The following is a 26,378-nucleotide window of genomic DNA, read 5'->3' on the forward strand; positions in this document are numbered from 1 at the left end:
ATTCCAGCTAAAGAAAACCCGAACTATTATGGAATTCAAAACTGGATTTCCGTAATATGTTTGGGTTTTCTATTCAGCAGGATATTCCATATAAAGCGGGTCTCTATTAAAACAAGCCCAAACGCTTTCGCTTGTAAAACGGCTTAAGGTTCCCGGTTTCTTTCTCCCAGGTTCCCTCCAGCTTGACCAGGTTGAGCGGCATTCCTTGCAAGTGAGGGGCAGCCGCTGCAAAAATAGACTCAAACACCGTTTCCGGTTCGCCACTCGTATCCACAATCAGCAGGTAGCTTTGTGTCTCACCTTGAATCATCAGCCGCAGGTAAGCCTCGTTGACAGATTTATGCGTCTTGAGACAAGCCTTGACCGCCTCGATCATGGCGGCAGGATAGTTGGCCGGCTCGCCAAGCAGAACCTGCGTATCCTTGGGAACGACTACCTTTTCAACAGAGTTGGCTCCAGTCCGTTCTCCGCCGTCACGCGCCTTGCGGTACGCTTCAATCCGCTCCCGGTTGCCGGGATCAATGCGCAGAGCGACGCCCCGACAGTTAATAACAATGCCGCTCATATTATCAGATACCGCGAGCAGGTCCTCATAGGAAGCAACATTGCTGCTCCAAATGTTTTTATCGTACACCTTTTCAAATTCGGGCCAGTCTGTGAACGCAGGCAACCAGGACGATTCATCCTCTGCGCTAAGGACGCCAAATTGTATGACCGTCCCTTCCTTTAGCGTCTTGCGTCCTTCGGCATCGGCGGTGGACGGATTGGCCTCCTGTAACTGCATGGGCACCAGATATCTGGCTTGGAGCACCTCATCTAACATCTGGGCCTCCAGACCGTTCAACAGTTGCTCCTTCGCTTCCTGGCTTCCGGATGGGGCATGCAGACTCTGGAAAAACTTCATAAGCGCTCGTTGCAGTCCGGGGTTGGTCACGGGAATGCTGATCTCCGGCGTTCCGCTCCAGTCTGGCGGCGGCAATAGTTCATCCCGTTTCAGTTCGACATGGTATTGTCCATTATCCAGCAAAATTCCGGACATCCCCCACACATGAAACAGACCCAGAGTGGGCAGGATGTCTGCTTGTTCAATCTTCTTCATCTCCAGCATGACAAGCTGCTGCATGAAATAATCCTGAGCACTATCGGCAAATTCCTCCTGAGAAAATATCCACACCCGGGATTCACCGTCAATGTACGGATACTGCGTGGCTTTGTCGTATGCGACATAAAGGGCTTCGGCTGCTATAAACTTGGCGTGCAACGTAGTGATGAAGCTTTGAATGCGCTCGTCAAGGTTAACATGGGGGAACGCCCCTCCCTCCTTGAAGCTCTTGGCGCTATGTATCAGAAAATTCAATTCCTGCATCGAGAGCTGATCAAGCTCCTCTATCGCAAGCTCCGGGCTCAAAATAAACCTTCTGCCGATTTCATCCTTGCGTTCCTCATTCATCCCCTGATTCCTCCCTGATCTGGTCTTTTGTGTTGGTTTTAGTATAGCGTTGTTGGTTAAGGGGGGAAAGGGACCATCGATGCTTTAAACTATGCGCCCAGACATATCCCAACTAAATAGTCAACAAGCCCGAGAGAACATCTCAGGCCTGTGTCTGTTTTGAATTCTGCTAGATTTTCACATTCTCTTCCTTGGCCATGGAGCGAATATAGAACGCGCCCCCAGCACAGAGCAAAGTAAGAAGGTAAAGAAGGCAGCACGGCCGGATAGTTCCACTTTTCGCTGAAGGCGAGCACAAGCAGGTTCACCAAGGGTCCGGCGAAAAGATTGCAAACACCGTCAGCAGCACGAATTCGACGATTCTCCGCCTCCCTGCCGATTTCCAATACCACAGCATGTGGTTCACTCTTTTCCTTGTGTGGACTGACGAGGAATAACTTCACTTTCATATTCAATCAATCTGGGCAGGCCGGCTTCGCCTTGAATCAGCTTGTCCAGAATCTCAACCGCATCCCGGCCAATCCCGGAGGCATCAACGCTGACCGTCGACAGTCCCGGCGAATACATGCCTCCAAGCTCAATGTTGTCATACCCCATCACCGCCGCCTCCTCGGGAATGCGAACTCCCATATCCAGCAGGAACTTCATCGCTCCAAGCGCCAGCATGTCGTTCGTCATGAACAGCGCCGTATAGCCTTCCTGGCGAAATGCGTTGTAATGCTCGGCCATAAGCCGGACCCCGCAGGCGAAGCTGGACTCAGGCGATGGGACGATGCTCACCTTGTCGGAGCTGCTGCTCACACCCAACTGCTCCAGCCGCTGGGTAAATCCTTGCAGACGAAGCGAATGACTGCGGTGCTCCCCGGGTCCGGCAATGATGAAGAACCTCCGATGGCCTAGTCCGTGCAAATATTCAGCCGCTCGCCCGCCGCCTGCTTCATCATTACTGACGAAATGAATGACATCCGGGTCCTCGGTCGAGCCGTTGACCATGACGTAAGGGATGTTGAACCTTTTCACATAATCAATCACGTTCTTGCGAAGACGGCTGACCAGAATCAGCCCATCCACCCGCTGCTCCAGCATGTAGTCGGTGGATCGCAGCGACATCTCCTTGTCGGTCTTTAGAAAGACGGAGTAGCCCCGCACTTCCGAGGCCAGCAAAATTTCATCGATAATCGTGCCGTATAGAGGATGCGAGACAATTGGCAGCTTCTCCCGGAACACGATCACCCCGATATTGTTCGTTCGCTTGGTGACCATGGCTCGGGCCACGGCGTTCGGCTTATAGCTCAAGCTCTCCGCCGCTCGCATCACCCTTTCCCTGACCTCGGGACTGGCATAGCCGCTGCCGGAAATGACCCGGGAAGCGGTAGATTTCGAGACGCCTGCCAGTTGGGCCAGCTCCCGTAAACCGTGATTCATTCTACTGGTCAAAAGCCGCTCTCTCCTTCATAGTCAGCATCTCGGCCTTAACATTCATGAGCCGGGCTACATCCCGGGTTGTGATAGAGTCAACGCCCATTTCGGCTAACCTGCGCATGTCTTCCTCCTCCGCCACGGTCCAGACGTAAACCGCCAACTGCTCACGCTGAGCGGCATTCAGCAACTCCGTTCTGACCAGCGGGTAAGGAACATTCAACCCGAAGCAGCGGGCTTCCCGAGCTTCTTCACAAGCTCTGACGACTGCCTGGCTGTAGCTCAGCTCCCCGAAGCTTCCGATGTTTACATTGAGCAGCTTGCGGAAGTGTCTCGTTCGCCGCGCAGCCTCCAATGCTGCCGGATACTCGCAGCCGCTCAAGAACACCTGCTCCATCATATCCAGCTTGGTGACCAAGGCGAGCGCAGCCTCCAAAGCATTCGTTGTTTTCACATCCAGATTCATCCTTTTACCCGAATGCTTGATCCAGGTTAATGCCGCTTCCGGCTGAAGCTGATCCTCATCCAGCTGCTCATTCAGCTCAGAGAGTGAATGGGATGAAATGCTTGCCTTTTGGCCATTGGCCAGGATCACCTCATCATCATGCGCAAAGATCAGCCGTCCGTCCCGCGTTACCCGAATATCCTCCTCATAGACATCCGCCCCCAGCGCCAGTGCTGAACGCAGGGAGGCCAAGGAATGATCGGGATGGTTCATGCATCCGGTATGAGCGGTTACGATCGGAAATGAATTCATGCTGAACACCTTCCTTATTCTGAGCGAAATAAAATATATAGCTGGGAACGGTCCCACATGTCACCCATGTTACAAGTCAATCATCAAGGCGGTGTCATCAGCATGTTAATCTTCTGTAAAGGGGATGGAATACAGGTGAAGGGAGTGTAATTTACCATTTCACCCCAATCTTCCCTCTGATACAATGGGAAAAGATGTAAAGCAAATAAGCAGGAAACATGCGGAGGAATTAATCATGAGGAATCGTTATGCGGCTCTGCTCTGGCTATGTCTTATCCCCTTTTTATTAACGGCTTGTACGCAGCACTACAAGTCCGATTACATTCGAGAATTTGATGCATATCTTGATTATTCGTTAGGCGAGTATGAGGTCGTCGAAAAGGAAAAGATCCAGTGGAGAGCAGACCCTCTGCCTACAAAAGGAACCGGATACTGGTGGCTGCTCACGTTCAAGGATGATCGGAGCATTGAAAGGGAGTTCGAATTCAGGAATTACGGATATTCAAGCGGGGGGGATGCGGCCAACTTCGGTTACGCAGTCATGGATTATGCTGTCGATCTAGGTCAAGAGCAGATTGTCTCGGATGTGTTGCTTGCCCATTTTCAACCCGAGGAAATAGGATGGGATGCCTACCAAACAAATTCATCACATCTATCTGCCGTCGTGCATCAAGAGCATATTACGAGAGATAGCGAATATTATGCCAGCTTTGTCGATGCTAAAAAGGGGCTGCAGTTGAAGTCCATTCGCCCTGAGCAACTCGTTAATGATTGGGGCGTTCTCTACAAATTTGAATTTTTCACCTCCATCGAAAATGAAGAGAAAATGAAACAACTTATAGCGAAGGCCGAAGCCGTATTAAGAGACTATGCCCAATACGTAGATAACTATGATCTCCTTCCGGTAGAGCTAAGCGGCGAAGAGACAGGCGATGGCTACTATGGGACCTATGATCGGGAGACGGATTCTTTTACCTGGATCACCATGGCTGAATACCTGGAATCGTTACGATACATCGATGGCCATTTGAAGGAAGTCGGAAAAGTGATCGTCAATGGCAAGGAATATCTCGTGAGGGAAAATTACAAGGACGAGGACATCTATGTCTTTGCCAACAATGTAAGTTACTCCGCGGACACCGGGCAGTATCATATTGATCATTTCGAGGACATTCTGACTTTGCTTGGTTATGAGGTGTCTTTTCTCGGCAAGGGAACTTATGAGTGGAAGTCGGGAGCGGATACATACCGTGTCCAAAAATATGGGGACTGGACGCTCAAAAAGAACGGAGGGGATAACCTTCTGCAGTACTCTGCCCATAACAGCGGCGGCCTGTCCCAGTCTGACCTTGAAATGGTGAGCAATGCCGCCGTGCATATGGATGAAGAGCAAGAGGCGCTTATCGTTACAGGGAATTGATCGCGGGCCTATCCAATCTTTTGATCGGCATAGTAAACCTTAATCTCAATGAAAGACTGGGGACCTTGTCTACAGCCGCTCCAGAAAGGAAACCGCCATGGAGGCGATCCGCGCATGTCCCTGCGGGTTAGGATGAAGACCGTCCTCCGTGAAAGCCGGAAGCGTCAGTCTGTTCAGTCCGCTTTCCGCGTACAAATCCAGCACCGGCAACGCATAGCTGCGGCCCAAGCGGCGTACCGCCTCCGCATAGTCGTCCAGACGATGGCCCAGACTATTGGGACGATCGACGTCATATCCATCCTTATCGCGCTGCAGCGGGGTCCACAAATTCAGGCGGCAGGCGGGATTCTGAGACAGAATATGCTCGATCAGCGTCCTGTAGGCTCCGGTAAAGGTTAGCGAGCCGGGGTCCTTCGTATCCCATTCCCCGAGCGGCTTATCCAGGCGGTAGTCATTCGTGCCGGCAAAAATCGTAATGCAGTCCAGCACGTCATGAATGCCGCGCCCGATATTTACTGTAGCCCCTTCGTCCGTGGGGCCGCCTGCGGTCATCGGACATCCTCCTCGGCCGTAATTGCGCACTGCACTGAAGCCCAGCGCAGCACTGACCAGCGGCTGATAGCCGTTCGCCGCAGTAATGCTGTCGCCCAGGGTCCCCCAGCTTCGTCCCTGCCATTTCATCGCGTCTTCTCCTCCGCGGCGGCATCCGTGCCGGAGCTTGCTTCGTTATGGGCTTCGCCAAGCCAGGCGCCCTGTTCAACCAGGATGCTCTGCAGCTCCGCTACTGAAATGCTCCGCGAATTGGCGCCCGGAGAGCGAAGGGCCAACGCCGCGGCTGTACCCGCAGCCTGACCCATGGCGAAGCAGTTCGGCATGACCCGGAGCGAGCCTTGCACTGCGCGGTCCGAGGAAGCGGCTCTTCCAGGCACCCACAGGTTATCGATGCCAAGCGGAAGCAGAACACGGTAAGGCACGCCGTGAGACTCTCCCGGCTTCAAATGCGTGAAGGTCATATTGCTCTTGCTGGTAGCCAGGTGGATATCGATATAATAGGCATTTCGGGCAATATCATCAGGGAACGAGCGGGCGTTCACGAAATCCTCGACCGTCAGCACATAGTCTCCCTGAATGCGCCGGGTCTCCCGAATTCCAAGCTGCTCGCCGCTTGCCACAAGATGCGCCCGCTCAAATCCCGGTACTGACCGCCGGAAGAACTCCAGCTGCCGCTGAATCAGCCTGCGCCCTTCGATCGCGCCGCGCGTCAAATCCTCGGCCCGGGTGCCGTCGACGCCGAATACATGGCCGAAATTGACACCGACCAATTCGTCGTCAATCCAGGCAAACCCCGATACGGAAGCACGGCCCTCGGGCAGTAGGCCCTCGGCAATTCCCCGTTCTACCGTCTTATGCAGCTGCCCGGTATCCCCCGACTCCTCTAAGTACCGGAGAAATTTTGGCCGGTTCACCTTGGACAGCAAATAGCACATGCTTCCCGGTTGAAGCTCGCCGGCATCTCCGCCCTTCTGAAAAGGAACTCCCGCCATCGCGGCTACGTCGGCATCTCCCGTGGCATCGATAACGTATTTGCACCGCACCAGCGAACGGCCCGATTTATTGGCGATGACAACTCCCTCGATACGCCGTCCATCCTCAGACCGCAGCACATCATAGATAAAGGTATGGAAGAGCGGCTTCACCCCCGCCTCCAGAATGGCGTCGTCATAGACCCGTTTCAGCACCTCGGGATCGATAGGAACCCAATCCAGCGTCTGCTCATATTCCTTGCGGAAATCCTCGCTGCATGACTGCTTCATCCGTTCCATCAGCCCGAGACCGATGCCGCGAATGATCGGCTTTTCCTTATCCGTAAATGGGCAGAAAGCAGGGACAAGCGCTACGGTCCCCATCCCGCCCATGAACCCTCTCTGTTCGATCAACAACGTGCTCGCCCCGTTCGATGCTGCGCTAATGGCGGCTCCAATACCGGATGGACCTCCGCCGACGACAACGACATCCACATCATACGAGACCGGGATACGCGATCCCGGCAGAATTACTTCTCCAATACTCATATCCGACTCCTCCTGTCTATTTCCCGTTATTCTCCAGACAAAGTCTAACCAAATCATCTACATGGGCCGTTGCCAGACACTCCCACGTGTCTGCGGCGCCGTAATAAATTTTGACTTCCCCCGAATCCTCCAGAATCATTCCGCCCGGAAAAATCACATCATTGCGGAAGCCACCGGTAGTCTCATAAGATGCCTCCGGGGCGATGAGCGGCGAATGGGACATGCCGACGATTTTGCCGGGATCCTCCAGATCCAGCAGCATAATGCCTGCGGTATAGCGCTTCTTCCAGCTCTCCTCCCACCCGTTCTTGCCGCGGGAAGGATCCAGGTCCACGGCGTGGAACGCGGTTAGCCAGCCTTTGTCCGTCTTGACGGGCGGCGCCCCGGGCCCTACCTTGTCATTGGCAAAAGGAACCTGCTCCACGCCCAGCACCAATCGGGATCCTCCCCAGTATTTCAGGTCCGGCGAATCGCTCATCCACATGTCGAAGCGGTCTCGCCCGCCCCGGCTGTACACCGGGAAGGGGCGCTCCAGGCGAACGTAGCTGCCGCCGATTTTCTCCGGAAACAGAACCATATTGCGGTTATCCGGGACCGAGAGGCTGAGAACGTCGAATTTGCGGAAATCCTCAGTCGCGGCAATACCGCCTCGAAGCCCATGCTTCGTATCGACGGCAAAGCACATATGGCATTTCCCATCGATGACGGTCAACCTGGGGTCATATACCCGGGTCACTTCCTCGTCATGCCAGCTCCAGCAAGGCTCCGGCTGGACTTCCCAGCGGATGCCGTCATCGCTGAAGGCTAGTCCCAGATTGGTCGTGCTGTGCGGCTCGATCGTGCCCTTCTCTTCATTTCCATAGTCATTCCGGAATACCATGACATATTTGCCTTCATATTTGGTCACGCCTGCATTAAATACCATGGCCGGACCATAAGGCACATCCTTCGGCCCCAGGATCGGATTGGCCGGATGCCGGACAATGACGGGACTGGATGCCAGAGATCCGATAATCGGTTCATTCATAAAGCTTCTACTCCCTCTCTGTAGGTTGCTGTACATACAGGGTAACGTATATACCTTCTCCACGTAACCTTTTTATTCAACGTAATGATCAGCCCTTGATGGAGCCCGCCGTGACCTGCATGAATGATTTGTTCGCAAGCAGATACACCAGCAGCATCGGCAGCATCGACAAGCAGGCGCCGGCCATCATCAGATTCGTCTGCATGGCTGCCGACGAGCCGTATCTCAGATTGGCCAATCCCACGGTCAGCGTCTGCAGGTGAGGATCGGTCAAGGTGAATACCAGGGGCAGGATATATTCATTCCAGGCATGCCGGAAAGCGAACAGCCCCGATACCCCGAGCCCCGGCGCAAGCAGGGGAATAATGATCCGGAAGAAGGTGCGGATAAAGCCCGAGCCGTCCATCATCGCCGCTTCGTCAAGCTCGCGGGGGATCGACTTGTAGAATCCCGACAGAATGAAAAAGGTGCTGGCATGCCCGCTGATCAGGATCAGGATGACGCCCCATAGCGATGAATTCAGACCCAGCAAGACCATCAGGTCAAATTGAGGTCTCAGCACGATGGCTCCCATCGATATGAACATCATTGAAGCCTGGAGCCCGACGAAGAGGGCCTTTCCGGGAAAGCTTCTCCGGTCAACCACATACGCGGCCATAGCTGCTACTAGAAGCGTGCCGACGGTCGAGGTGACGCTCATAAACAAGCTGTTCCAGGTGTAACGGGCGAAATTGCTTTGCTGCCAGGCCTCCGCATAGTTTGCGAACTGCCACTTCGAAGGGATCAGGTTCCCGCCGCTCATCAGTTCCGCATTGGTCATCATGGATCCGGTAAATGTCATTAAAAGCGGGAACAAGGTAAACACGACGACCGCGAGCAGGAATGCCCATATGATCACTCTTCCGGCAAACCTCCCCGGACGGAGTTTATCGCGAAGGCCATGCACCGGCTGTCTGACTGTAGGTACTGCTTCATTCTTCATCGCTGCATGCCTCCTAATACACCTTATTCATTTTTTTGCTCATATAATGATAAATCAAGGTTATTCCTCCAACGATTAGAGCCGTGACAAAGCCTACGGCGCTTCCGTAACCAAATTGCTGCTCCACCGGCGTGCCTGAGGTTGCCATCGGGAACAGAAGCTTGTAAAGATACAGGTACATGACCTCTGTCTTGCCGATCGGGCCGCCCTCCGTCATAACCATGATGCTTTCGTAGCCCTTCAATGCCGCAATGATCGCCAGCATGATGATCACCTGCATCACCGGACCCAGCATGGGCAGCGTAATATAACGGAAGCGGCTTACGGGTCCTGCGCCGTCGATCGAAGCACTCTCGTATAGGTCCTTCGGGATGCTCTGCAGTCCAGCCAGGAAGAGCAGCATGTAATTGCCGATAGCCCCCCAGGTTGCAACCAGAATCACGGTGAGCATCGCATGCTTGGGACCAAGCCACTCGAACGGCTGTCCGATGATGTGATACTTCATCAGCAGTTGATTGACCATCCCGTTGTAGGAATTAAAAATGAGGTAGAACACCACCGAAATCACAGCCGTACTGATGACGGTCGGCATGAAGAAGACGGCGCGCAGCAGATTTCGGCCGCGCAGCTTGCCGTTCAGGATCACCGCCAGCAGGAGCGATAAAGGTACGGTGAGCACAAGCTTGCCTCCCGCAAAGATGAAGGTATTCTTTACGGATGCCCAAAAGGCCTGATCCCTGAACAATCTGGCGAAGTTATCGAGACCTACGAAGACCTCCTGCCCGTAACCCGGATAATCGTAAAACATGTAACGCAGTACCCATACTAGCGGGTACACACCTAGCGCCAAGGTCAATATGACGCTTGGGAGCAGTAGCAGGGAATTCTCCTGCAGCCGTTTCCACTGTGACATCTCCCCATCCCCCGTTCTTGAATAACAAAGGGCTTTCGTTCATCCAACGAAAGCCCTGTTGTATTCCTGTATTATTTGGCTTTCAGCTGCGACGGGTCAAAGGATGGATCCGGGCTGACCTTCACGTCGCCCTTCTCTACAGCCTTGGACAGTGCGTCATTATAGCGCGCGTTCAGATCAGATACCACGGCCTGAAGATCTCCGCCGTCCAGCATATATTTGAAGAATGCATCGCCATAGTTGGCTCCTTCAGGCGTAATGTTCGGCGTTACCGGCCAGAGCGAATCATGCTCGCCTACCAGGAAGCCTTCCATGCCGGGAGTATCCGGGTTTTTAGCCTTTTCCGCAATGGAAGGAACAATCGAAATTCCGAAGCCCTTCTCATGGTAAGCCGTCAGGACGTCATCAGCATACATGTACTCCATGAATTTCCATGCTGCGTCCTTATTGGCCGACTTATCATTGATGCCGATCCAGGTTCCGGCAGACACGATTTCGGATGTACCGACCTGCTTGCCCTCCAGTGTTGGCGCCAGAGCTCCGGCCCAGTTGATGGTCGTAGGGAATTGATCCTTGTATACCCCAGGCTCCGTCGAGAAGGAGAGGTACATACCGATCTTGCCTGCGGCAAATTGAGCGCGCAGCGGGTCGATATCGAGCGTTTCCGCCCCTGGGAGGATGCTGCCATCCTCATGCATTTGCTTGAAGTATTCGATCACCTGGCTATACGGACCGAAGTCAAACTGTCCTGTCTTCAGATCAAAGCCCAAGCCTTGATAGCCGCTGAGCGACAAAATTTCGCGGACCGAACGCTCGAAGGCGCTTTTCGGATTTTTGAAGTTGAGCGCAAACCCGTAAATGCCTTCCTTCTTGCCGTAATCCGTAATCTTTTTGGCGGCGTCCACCATGTCCTGCAAGGAGGCCGGAGGCCCTGAAATGCCCGCCTTTTCAAACAAGTCTTGATTGTACACCAGGCGAAGCGTCAGACCGGAGTTGGGAAGGCTGTACACTTTGCCGTCAAACCGGTTAACGCCGTCCATCAGCAATCCGTCAAACTTGGATTTCATTTCATCCGTCAAATAGCTGTCCAATGGGGCCAAGTAACCCTTTTTCATAAACATTTCCGTGTTGGCGCTCTTGAGTCTGAGAATATCCGGCGCTTTATTGCTGGCAAAGGCAATATCGACGCTCTGATTGTAGTTTTCCGACAAGACGGTCAGCTCGACAGAAATATGATCCTGATTGGTCGAGTTGAAGTTTTCGATCAGTTCCTTAATATACTCCTGGTCATGACGATCATCCGTCCAATAAGTAAGAACCTTCTTCTCACCCGGTTGCTCGGCTCCTTGCGTCTGCTGTTCATTTCCTGTTGCCGGCTTGTTATTGGCGGTCTTGTCCGCATTTCCGCCGCCGCAGGCTGCCGTACTAAGAGCCAGAACAGCCACCAATCCCAGTCCAAGCACTTTTTTAAAGTTCATATTCATTCCCCCTTCTTTCTTGGCGAAATCTGTTGTTTACGATTTCATTATAAGGCGGCGAAAAAAAAGGAGAGTGCGGCAATTTCACTCTCCAGGGTGGTAATTCTACTGTCCTGATTCGGGAGACACGGCTGCCTTCGACTCATAGCTTTCGCGGAATTCCGACGGCGTCTTTCCCGTAAGCTTCTTGAAGGTTTCGCTGAAATACCGCCGGTCCTCGTAGCCCACGGCCAGCGCCGCGTCTTGCACGGACATGCCGTCAAGGATCAGCTTCTTGGCCTTGTTGATCCGCTCGCCCGCGAGATATTGGGTTAACGTCATGCCGGTCACCCGTTTGAACAGGCTCGAGTAATAGCTCGGACTCAGGTGCACGTAAGCGGCGCATTCGCTGACAGACAGGCTCCGGTCAAGCCGGCTCGTGATGAATTTCAGCGATTTATATATCATTTCCTCTCCCTCCGACAGCGAATGGCTCTTGACCAGTTCTGCTCCGCCTTTGCACAGCTTCAGGATTTGCTGCTCCAGAACAGCGAGCTTCGTCCCCGCCATAGCCCGCTCCGCCTTGAACCGGTCTACCAACGGCTGAACCTCCTGCTGCGGCACCAGCTCATACAGCATTCTTATGATGGATGCAACGAGTTCCTCGTACAGACTGAGCGAATAATCCGGGTTCGGCTGGGGGACGACGCTTTGCAGCTTCCCGGACATCTCGGACAAGAGCGATGCCGCCAGTTCCCCGTTGCCTGAACGCAGGACCAACAGCAGTTCCTTCTGATGCTCCAGCAGAATCGGCTCCTGCCGGTCTGTCTTGGGAAGGTTGCCGTAGCCGATGGCTCCATTGCCATCGGTGAATAGATGATAGGCCAGCGCAGTCTCTGCCTGGCGATAGGCATCGGGAAGCTGATGCACCTCATCGACCTCTTCTCCGATGCCTACGGATACCGTAAATTTGGTGAAGCGCTCGATGTTCTGGCAGCAGCGCTCTCCGATCTCCTCCGCCGTAAACAGTGTTGAAGCGTTGAGCACGGCGGCAAACCGCTGATCGCCGTCCCGGAACACCATGCACTTCGAATGCTTGCTGATCGTCTCCTCTACAATGTTTTGCAGCGAGAACCGGATCAACTCCACCTCGTGAATCGGCAGATCGGAGATGCTCTTCTCAAAATCGTCGATTTTGAACAGCATGACCGTGAATCCGCGCGAAGCGAGCTCGATCTTCAGAAACTCCCAGCGTTTGGCAGCCTGACTCCAGCTTGTCCGATGATGGATCAGCAGGGAGAAGTATTCCTGCCGAAGCAGCGGCATGCTTTCTCGTAGCTTTCGCTCCATCTCCTTCTGGTTCAAGTACTCCGAGCGCTCTGTCAGGACTTGCTCCTTCGCCCGAAGAACCGCTTGGGTAATCTCCGTCTCAGAGAAGGGCTTCAATATGAAATCGAAGGCTCCCAGCTTGACGGCCTTCTGCGCATAATCAAAGTCCGAATAACCGGTCATCAGAATCACCTTGCAAGCCAGCTGCAGCTCCTGGAGCGACTGCATCATCATCAGGCCATCCATCCGGGGCATTCGAATGTCGGTAAGGACAATATCCGGCTTGCTGCATTTAATAAGCTCCAGGCCCTCCGCCCCGTTCGACGACGCGCCTGCCAGCGTGATGCCGCAGGCGTCCCAATCGATCGCCGTCAAGCCGTCAACCACACTTTTGATATCATCAATAATGACCAAATTGATCCGTTGTTCAAAATTCATCGGGATTCTCTCCTTTCCACGGGAACACGATGTTAACCGCGGTGCCTTCACCCGGCTTGCTGGCAACCTCAAGGCGAGCCTCGTCTCCGTAGCCGAGGCTTAGCCGGCTAATCAGATTGCCGATCGCATATCCTTGGTCCATACTTTGGCTGCACAGCTGCCTGACTGTGTCTTCCTCCATGCCGCACCCGTTGTCGCTGACCCGAAGGCTCCAGGTGCCGGAGACGGGATCGACATCCGCTTCAATCCAGATTCGGCCGCCGGATTCCATGCTTTCGAATCCGTGAAGAATGCTGTTCTCCACAAGCGGTTGAAGCAATATGCGCGGCACCGGCTGCTGGAGAAGTCCGGGTTCGGCAATCCGGATCTCATATTCAAACAGGTTCTCATAACAGCTGCTTTGCAATTTCAAATACTGGACGACATGCTGAATTTCCTTCTCCAGCGTCGTCATTTCCTGCCCCTTATTCAGGCCGAGCTGAAACAGTCTCGACAACGACATCACCATCTCCTGGGATTCCTCCACCCGCTTCAGATTCAGCTTCCAATAGATCGTATTCAAGGTGTTATAGAGGAAATGGGGATCCATCTGGGCGGACAACGATTTGATCTCGGCCGAGCGCTTGCTGGCTTCCGCCAGCTTCACCTCCTCGATCAGAAGAACGATTTGGTCGAGCATCCGGTTGAACCGAAAGCCGACCTGGGCCAGCTCGTCCTCATTCCGGCTGTGGAACCGGGCGGACAGATCATTGATCTCCACCCTTTTCATCACCAGCAGAAGCCCCTGCAAGGGGATAAGCAAATAGCGGGTAAACCATCCCGAGATGATCAGGGTCACGATGAAGCTGATCGCCGTTATGAGCAGAATGGTCCATTTAACACTTCTTAATTCTCTGAGTACATTGGCCTTCGATTGAATGGCGACTACCGTCCAGTCATTAATCTGCAGCCCCGCATAATTGAGCAGGTAATCGTTCCCGCCTAGCTTGAAGGTCGTATATCCCGAGGGCTCGCTTTCCAGCAGACTGGATGTCAGGCCCGTTGCCGCCGTTTGCTGAATGAGCGGGTTCGCTTCGTCATACACCAGACTCTCGTCCGCATTCAGAAGAAAGCGAAGGGAACCGCCCTCCGCGGTGGGACCGACCACCTTTCGCAGACCATTTTCCCGAATATTGACGACGACATAGACATCACGGACCGGATACTCCGCAATCGGCTGGAGGACCAATGAAATCACGCGCTGACTCCCCGAAAATATCGGATCCTCATGCCCTTCGATCCAAATATTTCGTTTCTCCTTGATAATCTGCTGGTAGAGCTGCGTCTCCGTAAACACGGTCGAGTGGTTCCGGTTCATGGGGAGGGGGTAAAACTCCCCGATCGGGGTGGAAATGTAAATGGACTGAATTAAGGGCTCCGCGATGCGTGCCTGAGAAAATACGTTGTCCATATTCGTCATATGTGTAAAGTAGGCCTGGTCATTCCCCGTGGAGGCATCCTTGAGCATGCTTTGAAACGAATCGCTGATCATAAAGGTCATCATGACCAGCATCAGCTGATTCAGTCTTTCATCTACAATCTGTGCGGATTTTACGACCGTATCCTGCGTCAGCTTCAACGCCTTGTCCTCCAGAATGCCCGCGGTTGTCCTGTACGAGAAGAGGCCGGTTATCAGGATCGACACCACGGACACCATAAGAAAGGTTATCTTCAGCTTGCTTCGAAAAGAGAGCCTGTGCATGCTTAACATGGAGTTCACCTTCACTTTGTATAAATAATATCTTTCTATGATACCTTCTCTTTTCTGTAAGTGAAAGCGTTTTCGCATCTTATATAGCATACAGGGCATAATCGTCTGCAAAATAGTTTATTTTTGAAATAGTGTTGTTTTTGGGAAGTTTGTAATCTGTGCTTGCAGGAAAAATTGGTGTTTGTCGGAATTGTCGTTACAACGAGGAATTGGTAAGGTAACGGCATACTTAACGGGACGTTAAAGCGATTGCCGGTCTCGATGAAAGGGGGACGCGTTTGGGGGCAGCTGAGCTGTCTTTTTTAATCCCTGGACGAGAAAGCGCTCTCAAAACCTTTTAAGTCCAGATCAACAGAGGGGCAAGCGGGTGGTTAACCAAGTGCAAAGATTTGCAAAGAGTTGGATATTTCTTGTTATTCAAGGGGGGGAAAACACGGATGAGTAAACTGTTGAAATCGTTGATGGCATTCGTACTTTTGGTAGGAACATGGGGCGGTATGCCTGCGAATGTTGTGCGTGCTGCAGACCGCAGCACACTGAGCATGGACCAAACGGTTGTAGAACTCGGGCAGCCGCTAACCATCCATTACACGGGAGCTCAAGGCAATAAGGATTGGATTGGTATTTACCTCAAAGACGAAACGCCGAAAAAAGGAACCAACGCTTGGAAATGGGATTATGTGAATGACCTTCCCGACGGGACGGTAACCCTGACAGACAACAGTGAGGGGCGAAAAGAGTATCCAAGTCTCAAAGACTTGGCGCCAGGCGAGTATTACATCGCCTATTTACTTAATGACGGCTATACGGAAAATGCCGACCGCTTTTACTTTCAGATTGCCGACAAGGAAGTCACGCAGTTGAAGGCGACTCCCGAATCGGTGGCGCTAAAGCTGAACCCGCAAGAGGACAGCTCACAGCTGCAGGTTGAAGCCACGTATAGTACAAATGAGACCGAGGATGTAACATCGGCAAATGACATCCAGTATGTCAGCAGCCTGCCGCAAGTGGCAACGGTGACCTCAACCGGATTGGTCAAGGCCGTATCAGCGGGGACCGCCGTGATAGACATTACGTTCAAAGGGAAATCGGCGACGGTTGAAGTCACGGTAGCTTCGACGACGCCGGGCCCCGACCCGAAACCGGAGATCGAGCTCACCGTGATGAGCTTGAACCTTTGGGCGGGGGATGCCATCAAAAAGAACGGCAAGGATAGTGTCGTCAATTTCCTGGAGAACTTGATCCGAACGGCAGACGCAGATGTGATCGGCATCCAGGAATCCAACGATGATGTCGTAACTCAGGCGGCTGCATCGTTAGGATATGATTTCAGCATGAAGGCAAGCCCAAATGTTAGTCTCATGAGCAGATATCCGATACTCGATGTCGATAAGGAAAAGGATTACTACCTGATTGAAGTCGATCCGGGCAGAGCTGTGGCGATCAGCAATGTGCATCTGTCATCTTCCCCCTACGGTCCCTACAGCATCGCAGATGGCAAGACCGTCGAGAGCGTCCTTGCCGATGAAAACCTCAAGCATATGGCCGAGATGCGCAACTCGTTCAGCAAGCTTCCTGCGCTCGCCGGGCAAGGGATGCCCGTCTTTCTGACAGGAGACTTCAATGTGCCGTCGCACCTCGATTGGACGGAGGCGACGAAAGACCGCTATTTCGGCAAGGCAGTAGAATGGCCGGTATCGAAGAAACTCCAGGAATTGGGCATGGTCGATTCCTATCGGTCCATGCATCCTGATCCGGCCTCAACGCCAGGCATTACTTGGGCCGTCGAGGGCACCGAGTGGCGAACGCCGGAGGTATACGATCGGATTGATTACGTGTATGCCGGAGGTCCCGCGACAACGCTAGACAGCAAATTGATCGGAGAGAAGACGGTCAATGGCGGACCGATATCTTATGCGGACATCCAATTGGATCCTTATTTATCCGACCACCGCGCCGTTGTATCCAAATTCAATGTGATGCCGCGCAGTTACGCGGACTTGAATCTGCCATCGGCCCCCAAGCCCGACTACAGCAGCACGCTAAGCATGGATCAAACGGTCGTAGAACGCGGGCAGCCGTTAACCATTCATTACACCGGAGCTCAAGGCCAAAAAGATTGGATCGGTATTTACCTCAAAAACGAGACGCCGAAAAAAGGAACCAATGCATGGAAGTGGGCCTATGTGAATGACCTTCCCGACGGGACGGTAACCCTGACAGACAACAGCGAGGGGCGAAAAGAATATCCAAGCCTAAAGGATTTGGCCCCGGGCGAATATTACCTCGCTTATTTACTTAATGATGGTTATACGGAAAATGCCGACCGCTTCTACTTCCAAATCGTTGACAAAGTCAGCACTCCTGAAGAGATCGCGGATATGAAATTGATGAAACAGCGTATAGTTGATTATTACATCTCTAGGGACATTATCAACGACGGAACGAACGGCCGGGTCGAATGGACCTTCAAATCCAAGGCGGGCACTTACTTATCCAGTCAAAATCCGGATGGCAGCTGGGGGGATGTCGATTATAAGAGTACAACTTCCGCCGCCAACGGGAGAGGCTGGTCGCCTTACCTTGCCTTAGACCGGATGCAGTCGATGGCGCAGGCGTTTGCCGACCCGAATGATCCATACTACCATAGCCCGGCAATGCTGGAAGGTATTCAAAAGGCACTGGACCATTGGTTTACGGTGAAGCCGACTTCAACCAACTGGTGGGAAACCGGAATCGGCAAACAATTAAGATTAGGGAAAATTGCGCTCTTATGCGAAGGCTATTTAACTGAAACGCAAGCCTCCAATATTATAGCCACGTTAGATAGCAAGGCTCATACTGGCGACGGAGCCAACTCGTCCTGGTACAACCAGAATTATATGTACCGCGGCTTATTACTCGAGAATGCGGATATCGTTCGGGACGCCGTAAATGCATTTAACATTCTGGCAAATGTGACGACAACCGTGACGGGGATCCAGTCTGACATGTCCTTCTTCATGCATGGCAAGACGAATTATACGACGGGCTACGGAAGAAGCTTCGCCAGAGATATGTCATTCTGGGCGTACATTACCTCCGGTACCGTGTTCCCGTACAGCAAGGTTGCAATTGATTCGTTATCATCGTACATTCTGGACGGCACAAGATATCTCGTGAGAGGCGATGTCGCCGATCTGGGCATGGGGATGAATGGACCCGAATGGCCGAGTTATTCGAGCGCGGCCTTGACCTTCTATGAAGATCCGCTCGAATGGATGATCACGGCCAACCCGGCGAGGGCGGCGGAGTTTGCGAGTTTCCTGGACAATATTCGCAGGGTCGGCACAAGCACAAGCAACGGACTGAACGCCAACAATATGACGCAGTGGCAGACGCTCGTCTCCTCCCATATGCGAGATGACTATGGAATTACGGTCAAGATGTCTTCAAGCACGGTCAAGGGCGGCGAATGGAGAACGATAAATCCTAGCGGGTATAACCTGTTGTACTGGACGCCGCAAGGAGCCACAGCCATTCAAAGAACCGGCGACGAATACAGACCCGTCTACCAGTTGATGGACTGGGCCCACGTTCCCGGCACAACGGCCCCTTACGTGCTCACGAAAGACGGGAATTTCAACAATCCCAGAACCTTTGTAGGCGGCGTAACAGATGAGCGTTACGGAGCCACCGCATTTGATTTCAACAAGCTGAGTACAAGCGGAAAGAAGGGTTACTTCTTCTTCGATGATGAAATGGTGGCGCTTGGTGCGGGAATCACCTCGACGAACGCGGCTCCTGTTCACACGACATTGAACCAAAGTCAAGCGGTAGGCGAAGTTCTCGTCGATGGCAATCCCCTCGCAGAGGGAACGAAGCAAACCAACGGACGCTGGGCATATAACGACCGTATCGGCTATGTATTCCCGAATTCGACGGCCTTTCAGGTCAACCTGGAGACGAAGACCGGAAGCTGGAGCGATGTGGTTACGGGAAGCTCGACGGATCCGATCACCAAACCGATTTTTTCCGTATGGCTTGATCATGGCATAAAGCCCGCAAATGCCTCCTATCAGTACATTGTACTGCCAAACAAAAATTCTGATGAAGTCAGCAACTACGCAAGCAACATCCCGGTAACCATTCTTTCGAATACATCCTCTGTCCAGGCGGTCCGGCATAATACGCTCGAAATTTCGGAGCTGCTGTTCTATAAGCCTGGAACAGTAACGCTGAGAGACGGCTTGACGGTCACCGTAGACCAACCGGCCATGGTGATCGTCGACGAATCCGCAGCACCTGTCCGCATTTCCGTCTCCAATCCCGAAACACCGGGGATTAGTGTGAACGTGACGCTGGATCGAAACGGAGAGAGAACTACGACAAGCTACAAGCTTGGCAAGGATACGTTCACGGGCCGAAGCATAACCTTGGATGAGAAAGCCTCCATCAACGACAGAGAGTTCGACCTCGCTTACGACAAAGGTGCGATTGCTTCATCCAGTAAAGGTAATCATGCTTCCTCGAATGCTACGGATATATACAGAACATCGTATTGGAATTCAGCCAATTCGGATAATGAATGGATTTATGTGGATTTGCAAAGTCAATATTTGATCAATAAGGTTAGGCTAAATTGGGAGAAAGCGTACGGGAAAAGCTACAAAATTCAAGTATCGAACGATGCAAATACCTGGACGGATGTTTACTCTACGACGGCGGGTAAAGGAGGCATTGAAGACATTTCCTTCAATCCGGTCAGTGCCCGGTACGTTCGGATGCAGGGCGTTCAACAGGGCACCGGAAACGGCTACTCGCTTTATGAATTTAAAGTGTATGAGGATTTACCGCTCAATCTTGCAGAAGGCAAGTCGGTAGTGGCAAGCTCGTCCAGAGCTGCGGACGTGGCCCCCGGCTATGCAGTCGACGGGATATTAAGTACCCGTTGGGGTTCTAACTACTCCGACTCGGAGTGGATCTACGTTGACCTTGGCTCCAGCCAATCCATCGAAAAAGTGGATCTGCATTGGGAAGCGGCATATGGCAAGGAGTACCAAATTCGGGTATCCGACGACGCCAAGAATTGGACCACCGTGTATAGCACCACCACCGGAGCAGGCGGCATCGATAAAATCTCCTTCGCGCCGGTAAATGCAAGATATGTTCAGATGTACGGCATCAAAAGAGGAAGCACCTACGGCTATTCACTCTGGGAATTCAAAGTGTACCCTTCTCTTGTTGCCCCTCCGGAAGCACCTGCCGATGTGTATGCCATCGGTCATGACGGGTCCGCCGAGGTGAGCTTTACCGCGCCGATTCATCATGGCGGAAGCGAAATTACCGGCTATCAAGTAACTGCGTGGGCTGACGGAAAAGCTGTTACGACGGCGGAAGGCTCAGACAGCCCTATTACCGTCACAGGTCTGACAAACGGTACAGCGTATACCTTTACGGTGATCGCAAGGAACGCCAAATGGGAGTCGGTCCCATCCGCACCGTCGAACAGCGTGATCCCGTCGCCGAATGAAGCATCTGTTCCGGCAGCGCCTGCGAATTTGAAGGCAACGGCCGGCGACCAATCCGTAACCTTAAGATGGAACGCTTCAGCAGAAAGCGTTACCTATTCCGTGTACCAATATGAAGGCATAGCGGCGCCGGCCAATCCGGACAACTGGCAGCTGGTTCAAGCCAGCGTAACGGAAGCCACGTATACGGTAACCGGTTTGACGAACGGAAAAGGCTATACCTTTGCGGTGAAGGCCGTAGATGCGAGGGGCGAGAGCGATTTCTCCAATACCGTGACGGCAACGCCGATGGTTCGGCAACCGGAAACGCCGAATAACCCCTATCCGGGGACACAGGCTGGCGGCAGCACCACAGGTAACGGCAATCATACTTCCATCATCAAATCGGCTAACGGCACCATTATTATCCCGAACGGACGGGCCGGCGAGGTCAGTCTCGGTGAAGAAGTTATCCTTACGATAGGCGCAGGGGCAGCGGAGCAAGAGCTGCGCATCGTGATCGAGAAGCTGCTCAGTACGGCAGGCCTCGTATTCGATAAGGAGACGCTTGTCAGCAACGTCTTTGAATTGACGAAAAATGTGACCGGCAACTTCAAAAAGCCGATCGTCCTCTCGCTAAAGTTTGATCCGTCTCTCGTAGGAGACCATCAGAGAGCCGCTATCTTCTACTATGACGAGGAAAGAAAGGTATGGATCGAAATCGGCGGCATCGTGAACGGCGATCGAATTACAGCCGAGGTGGATCACTTCACCAAGTTCGCAGTCATGGCTGTAGGCGAGAAGAAGGACGAAGGCGGCGAACCGGACACACCGACACCATCTTTCACAGACATCGCGGGACATTGGGCGCAGAACGCCATCCTGTGCGCGGCGGGCATCAAGCTTGTCAACGGCTATCCGGATGGAACCTTCAAGCCGGATGCCGACATAACCCGCGCCGAATTTACGGTTATGCTGGCCAAGGCGCTTAAGCTGGAAGCAGCAGGTTCAGCGGCTGCATTTACGGACGAGGCCAAAATCGGCGGATGGGCAAAGCAAGCAATCGCGAACGCGGTTGAAGCAGGCCTTGTGAGCGGGTACGCAGACGGCAGCTTCCGGCCGGATGCGCGCATCACCCGTGCGGAAATGGCCGCGATGATCGCCAGAGCGCTTAAGCTGTCCGCCGAAGAAAGCGCAACGACCGGCTTCGCGGACGATAAGGACATTCCGCAGTGGGCGAAGAGCGCAATTGAGGCAGTTCGCAGGCTGGGCATCGTGAGCGGCCGAGGCGACAATAAATTTGTCCCGAGCGGTACTGCAACCCGGGCGGAAGCCGTAACCCTACTGGTTCGGACACTGGAACAATAGAGCTTAGTTAACGACAGGCACAGCACAGGAGCCATTTTGTTCCTCATGCTGTGCCTGTCCTATTTTTTCCTTTTACTTTGAAATATCCAAAAATCCTTCCCCGAATACATCCCGCACATCATGAATAGTGAGAAACGCAGCGGTATCGATGGATCTGACAATTTTCTTCAGTGCGGATACCTCCTGCTTACTGATGACGATGTACAATACTTCCTTCGGTTTTTTCGTATAGTAGCCACGACCGGACAGGACCGTGACGCCGCGGTCCATCTGTGTAATGACCATCTCTGCGATACGATCCTGCTTCTCCGAGATGATCGTTACCGCCTTTTTGGGATTCAGTCCTTCGATCATGAAGTCCATCACCTTCGTGCCCACATACAAAATAATAATCGTCAGCATCAGCTTCTCCGCACCAATGATAAAGTAGGAGGAAAAGGCCACGATCAGATCAAAGAACAACAACGCGTAGCTGATCTTCCAATCGAGGTATTTATTCGCAATTCGGGCCAGAATCACCGTTCCCGCCGTCGTTCCGCCTACTCGCACAATCAAGCCAATGCCCACCCCGACCATCACGCCGGCAAAAATGGCATTGACCATCGGCTCCTGGGAATCGATTGTCCAGCTCTCCGTGATATGCAGGAACAACGAGTTGAACGCCACAGCAATCACCGTATAAATCGTCGTTTGCCGATCCAGGAATCTATATCCCACAATCAGCAGCAAGCCGTTAAGCACGATGTTAACGATGGAAGGCGACCATTGGAACAGGTAGTACAGAATAATCGTAACCCCTGTTACGCCTCCTTCCCCGAACTCGTTCGGAATGATAAACAGGTTGACGGCCAGTGCGAACAAGAACGCTCCTAATATAATTAATGCGATATCCGCGATTCTCTTCTTCATCTTGAACTATTCCTTTCTTCAGCAAATTCACAACCAGCTTATCGTATCTACTTCCCTCTATAAATGTCAATATGACTTTAACACTTTACCTCGCTCCTAAACTAAATTACAGGTTCAACGCCCAACGAATACACCTACCGAATCGAGTTATTGGATTAAAAGGTTTCAGCGGGAAATGGAGATTTGGGAGTAGCGAGGAATTTTTACAATTAGAAAAGCGACCCTAATGGGTCGCTTTTCTTATACATCATAAGAAGGTATCAGTACATCAAATCCCGCTCTCTCTCATTTTGTCCGTAATTCGCTCGATTCTGCCGTCCAGTTCTCTCCCGTCATACTTCGGAAGCTTGAGCTCGCTGACGATGGCCCCGTCGCGCATGAACATGATCCTCTCGGTCTGTGCCGCAACCTTGGCGTCATGCGTGACTAGCATAACCGCTGTGCCCTCCGCATTGATCTCGGAGAACAGATCCATAATTTCCTGTGCGGACTGAGAGTCAAGCGAACCTGTAGGCTCGTCGCCGAAGATGATTTTCGGGCTGTTCATCAGCGCCCGACAAATGCCCGCACGCTGAAGCTGACCTCCCGAAACCTGTGTAATATCCCGTTTTTCAAGCTCGAAAATGCCCACTCTTTTCATCAGCGACCTAGCTTTGCCTGTAATTAAAGCAACGTTTTTACGGTTCCCCCGCATCGATGGAAGAATAATATTATCGAGAATATTCAGATGCTTCAGCATCGTGGGCTGCTGGAACACGAAGCCCATTTTCGTTCTCCGTAAATCCGATAGCTCACTTTCGCCGATTCCCGATAGATCCTTGCCGTCAACGACGACGGTTCCACGGTCAATGCCATCGGTGCCGCTCAGCGCATACATCAGTGTGGACTTTCCCGAGCCCGACGGCCCCATGACCGCAACGAACTCGCCCTCATGAATACAGGCGGACACGCCGCCCAGCACATTGCGCTTTTCCTCACCCTCACCGAAAGCTTTGAAGATTTGATCTCCCATAATGATCTTCTTCATTAGCCTACTCCTTTATATGTTCAGATAATTTTAGATGTCCGGCGCCGGAGGTGCCGATGATCGTCGCGATCAGTACCGAGCCAATCATCAAGAGCGGACTCAGCAGATACGCAGCAAGCGGATGAACCACAAAATGAAACGTAGACGCGCCAAAGGAGGCTATCACCGCACCCGCAAGCAGCTCTCCGAGCGTGTTGGCCAGCAGCGTGCCAAGAACGATTCCGATCATCAGCACCAATACGGCACGTGAAATGTACTGTGTCTGGATATCTGAGCTTGTGAAGCCGAACGCCTTCATGACGCTGATGGAATGCTTGTCTTTTGCAACCAGCATTTTCATAAATAACAGGGTAATCAATACCGAGATCACCAGCGCGACGGCGATGGCAGTATAAGAAGCTTTTTCGACGGAACTGATCGTCGGGCCGAAGGTCTGCTTGATATATTCATCGATATCCGACACCTTGGCCTCAGCAAACCTGTCCGCGTATTCCGAAACCTTGCTGTCGATCAGAGACGGATCTGACAGCTCCGCAAAGATGACATACCACATCGCATCTGCAGATGCATCGTTGAATACTGCCTTGGCCGTTTTGCCTCCGTTCGTAATATCCGAATAGATGCCGCTTATCTTAACATCTGTGTCCTTCCCCTCCATGACCAACGTAATGAAGTCGCCGACCTGCTTACCCAGCTCGCTGGCATTCAAAGCCGAAAGTGCAATTTCATCTTCAGCAGCAGGGGCGCGGCCCTCGGAGTATTTTACGGGGAAGACGGAATGATCACCGAGTTCGATCTTCAATCGTTCCTCCGAGCCGTCCTCCTTCTTGGATTGAAATGTTTTGGTTGCAAGCACAGCAAACTTTGAGATGGCATTGTCGCCGCTTATCGTTTGTGCAATTTCATCTGCTTTTTCAGAAATACGGTCGGTCTGCTGGAGATCCAAGCGCATATCGGCGTCGCCGACGCCCATGTATTGGATGAAGCCTTTGGAGGAGATCGTGTTGTGAAGATTCTGGGGAACGATCATGATGAATGTGGAGATGATGAGTACAGTTAGCATGGTAGCATAAAGCTTTTTCCTTGCGAGAACATCCTTGACACCGAGAAATACATTCGTGTTAAGCAGCCTGTTCCCGCTTAGATTCAGGCGCTTGGCGCCGAAGGTCTTTTCCTGTGATATGCCGTAGCGGATAGCTTCAGCGGGAGATATGTTTCGAAAGCGTCTCAGCACTCCGTTTACATAAGCCATGATGACAAGAAATACAAACAGGATGCCGATAATTCCTAATACGGCAGCAAGGGAAGCGTGTGGGCTCTCTCCCATATACAGCCGAATGTTTCCAAGAAGCATGCCTTTGAACAGGAGGGAGAGGCCAAACCCGAGCACACAGCCAACCCCCGCCAACACGGAGTATTTGGCCAGATAGATCTTTTTGATATCGGATACACGCAGTCCAATGGCCTTCATGACCCCGATTTCACGGTAATCGTCTTCGATCTTCGCAAGGAGCGTAAAGCGAATGCACAGCAAAGCGATCACCACAACAAGCACGCTGATGAGCAGAATGACGCCAATCATCATCCCGTCGGAAAGGGCATTGATCATCTTGAACAGCGGATAAGTAACCGTCGGCCCGTTCGCTTCGAGTCCAGCGGAGGCATAGGCCGTCTCAAAGGCACCAAGATTGGACAGCTCCTTCAATCTGAACTCGATCAGGTACTCTGTGTTCCCATGTGCTTTGATTTCGGCATAATCCTGTTCGCTTACAAGAAATCGCTTGGAGAAAGAGAGCGTGGAATTCATTTGCGAATCGCGGAGAAATCCCGACACGGTCAATGCCTTCCCGCTGATGACTGCCTTGTCGCCCACCTTAGTGGTGTTGTCCTTCATATAACTTATTGGTACATACAGCTCGCCGGCGGATGGGTGAATGATATTGCCGTCAAGATCAAGAAGATAGTCGAACTTCTCACTCTGGATGCTGAATCCATTATCCTGAATATTTGTTGTCAGCGAGTTATCGCCTAAGATAATCCTCGCGCCGTCCATGTTAAGGAACTCCAGCACCTGATAATCATCGACATGGTCATTCTGCTCCGCGAACTCCGCCAGACGTGCCGTATCGATCTCTCCGGTATGCATCTGCAAAAAATGCGGTGTCTGCGCCCGGGTCATCAGCGTGTCGATCGCGCCCGAGAGATGAATGACGAGGATGACTGCTAGCGAGACCAGCATCGCTGCAGCGGCCACAAAGATCATGGTCGTTAACGTGATCAATTTGCTTTTGGAGATATCATTGCGGATGATTCTGTAGTACATAAGTCACCTCTGTTTCAAGTTTTCGTTCCGACTTCTAGCTCCCTTCATTCCCTCCGCCAAACATCACCATGACCTCCATGAGACTTCCGGCTTCCGCACTGAGTAGCCGTTCCACGTGTAACCGACCGATTGCCTGTCGGTTATAGTGTAACATGTAATAAATGGGTGTCAAGGGGCAAATGTCTGCTCAAAAAATTGCGTGACAACACGAGAAAGAGCACCTCTCGGTGCTCTTTCTCAGCGCGTTC

Annotated in this window: 16 protein-coding genes; 2 read left to right on the forward strand and 14 right to left on the reverse strand. The window is 52.4% G+C overall.

Annotation, left to right across the window (positions count from 1 at the left end; translation table 11 throughout):
- Nucleotides 1-106: 106 nt before the first annotated feature.
- From TX85_RS16165 to TX85_RS16175, 3 genes are all read right to left on the reverse strand, one after another.
- A complete protein-coding gene (locus TX85_RS16165; RefSeq protein WP_044480567.1) occupies nucleotides 107-1,450 on the reverse strand; it encodes an enhanced serine sensitivity protein SseB in 1,344 nt (447 codons plus the stop codon).
- Between the two features lie 402 nt (nucleotides 1,451-1,852).
- Nucleotides 1,853-2,875, reverse strand: a complete 1,023-nt coding sequence (locus TX85_RS16170) for a LacI family DNA-binding transcriptional regulator (RefSeq protein ID WP_044480568.1) — start codon at nucleotides 2,873-2,875, stop codon at nucleotides 1,853-1,855.
- 1 nt (nucleotide 2,876) lies between these two features.
- Nucleotides 2,877-3,626 carry a glycerophosphodiester phosphodiesterase gene (locus TX85_RS16175; RefSeq protein WP_044480570.1) on the reverse strand — a complete coding sequence of 250 codons (750 nt, stop codon included), beginning with the start codon at nucleotides 3,624-3,626 and terminating at the stop codon, nucleotides 2,877-2,879.
- Nucleotides 3,627-3,861: 235 nt separating this feature from the next.
- Here TX85_RS16175 and TX85_RS16180 point away from each other — a divergent pair, with 235 nt between their 5' ends.
- Entirely contained in the window at nucleotides 3,862-5,046 is a 1,185-nt protein-coding gene (locus TX85_RS16180; RefSeq protein WP_044480571.1) for a hypothetical protein, read from the forward strand.
- Between the two features lie 69 nt (nucleotides 5,047-5,115).
- Here TX85_RS16180 and TX85_RS16185 read toward each other — a convergent pair whose 3' ends face one another.
- The 8 genes from TX85_RS16185 to TX85_RS16220 form a co-directional block, all read right to left on the reverse strand.
- Entirely contained in the window at nucleotides 5,116-5,727 is a 612-nt protein-coding gene (locus TX85_RS16185; protein ID WP_049895004.1) for an SGNH/GDSL hydrolase family protein, read from the reverse strand.
- Complete coding sequence (locus tag TX85_RS16190; RefSeq protein WP_044480572.1) at nucleotides 5,724-7,118, reverse strand: FAD-dependent oxidoreductase; 1,395 nt, start codon at nucleotides 7,116-7,118, stop codon at nucleotides 5,724-5,726. The genes TX85_RS16185 and TX85_RS16190 overlap by 4 nt, the downstream gene beginning before the upstream one ends.
- A gap of 16 nt (nucleotides 7,119-7,134) precedes the next feature.
- Nucleotides 7,135-8,145, reverse strand: coding sequence for a glycoside hydrolase family 130 protein (locus TX85_RS16195; protein WP_081671774.1), 1,011 nt, complete (start codon nucleotides 8,143-8,145; stop codon nucleotides 7,135-7,137).
- 88 nt (nucleotides 8,146-8,233) lie between these two features.
- Entirely contained in the window at nucleotides 8,234-9,127 is an 894-nt protein-coding gene (locus TX85_RS16200; RefSeq protein ID WP_044480574.1) for a carbohydrate ABC transporter permease, read from the reverse strand.
- A gap of 13 nt (nucleotides 9,128-9,140) precedes the next feature.
- Nucleotides 9,141-10,040, reverse strand: coding sequence for a carbohydrate ABC transporter permease (locus TX85_RS16205; RefSeq protein ID WP_044480575.1), 900 nt, complete (start codon nucleotides 10,038-10,040; stop codon nucleotides 9,141-9,143).
- Between the two features lie 71 nt (nucleotides 10,041-10,111).
- Nucleotides 10,112-11,518, reverse strand: a complete 1,407-nt coding sequence (locus TX85_RS16210) for an ABC transporter substrate-binding protein (RefSeq protein ID WP_049895005.1) — start codon at nucleotides 11,516-11,518, stop codon at nucleotides 10,112-10,114.
- 105 nt (nucleotides 11,519-11,623) lie between these two features.
- The gene (locus TX85_RS16215) at nucleotides 11,624-13,264 is read right to left on the reverse strand and encodes a response regulator (RefSeq protein WP_044480577.1); all 1,641 of its coding nucleotides are present in this window, start codon (nucleotides 13,262-13,264) and stop codon (nucleotides 11,624-11,626) included.
- Entirely contained in the window at nucleotides 13,254-15,014 is a 1,761-nt protein-coding gene (locus tag TX85_RS16220; RefSeq protein WP_044480578.1) for a sensor histidine kinase, read from the reverse strand. The genes TX85_RS16215 and TX85_RS16220 overlap by 11 nt, the downstream gene beginning before the upstream one ends.
- A gap of 437 nt (nucleotides 15,015-15,451) precedes the next feature.
- Between TX85_RS16220 and TX85_RS25425 the strand changes: the two genes are divergently transcribed.
- The gene (locus TX85_RS25425; protein WP_049895006.1) at nucleotides 15,452-21,871 is read left to right on the forward strand and encodes a polysaccharide lyase family 8 super-sandwich domain-containing protein; all 6,420 of its coding nucleotides are present in this window, start codon (nucleotides 15,452-15,454) and stop codon (nucleotides 21,869-21,871) included.
- 72 nt (nucleotides 21,872-21,943) lie between these two features.
- Here the strand turns inward: TX85_RS25425 and TX85_RS16235 are convergent, their stop codons facing one another.
- From TX85_RS16235 to TX85_RS16245, 3 genes are all read right to left on the reverse strand, one after another.
- Nucleotides 21,944-22,780, reverse strand: coding sequence for a YitT family protein (locus TX85_RS16235; RefSeq protein ID WP_044480580.1), 837 nt, complete (start codon nucleotides 22,778-22,780; stop codon nucleotides 21,944-21,946).
- Nucleotides 22,781-23,048: 268 nt separating this feature from the next.
- The gene (locus TX85_RS16240; RefSeq protein ID WP_044480581.1) at nucleotides 23,049-23,807 is read right to left on the reverse strand and encodes an ABC transporter ATP-binding protein; all 759 of its coding nucleotides are present in this window, start codon (nucleotides 23,805-23,807) and stop codon (nucleotides 23,049-23,051) included.
- A 4-nt stretch (nucleotides 23,808-23,811) separates the two neighbouring features.
- Nucleotides 23,812-26,130 carry an ABC transporter permease gene (locus TX85_RS16245; protein ID WP_044480582.1) on the reverse strand — a complete coding sequence of 773 codons (2,319 nt, stop codon included), beginning with the start codon at nucleotides 26,128-26,130 and terminating at the stop codon, nucleotides 23,812-23,814.
- Between the last annotated feature and the right edge of the window lie 248 nt (nucleotides 26,131-26,378).

Origin of the sequence: Paenibacillus antibioticophila, from assembly GCF_000455265.1 — a bacterium.
GTDB lineage: Bacteria > Bacillota > Bacilli > Paenibacillales > Paenibacillaceae > Fontibacillus > Fontibacillus antibioticophila.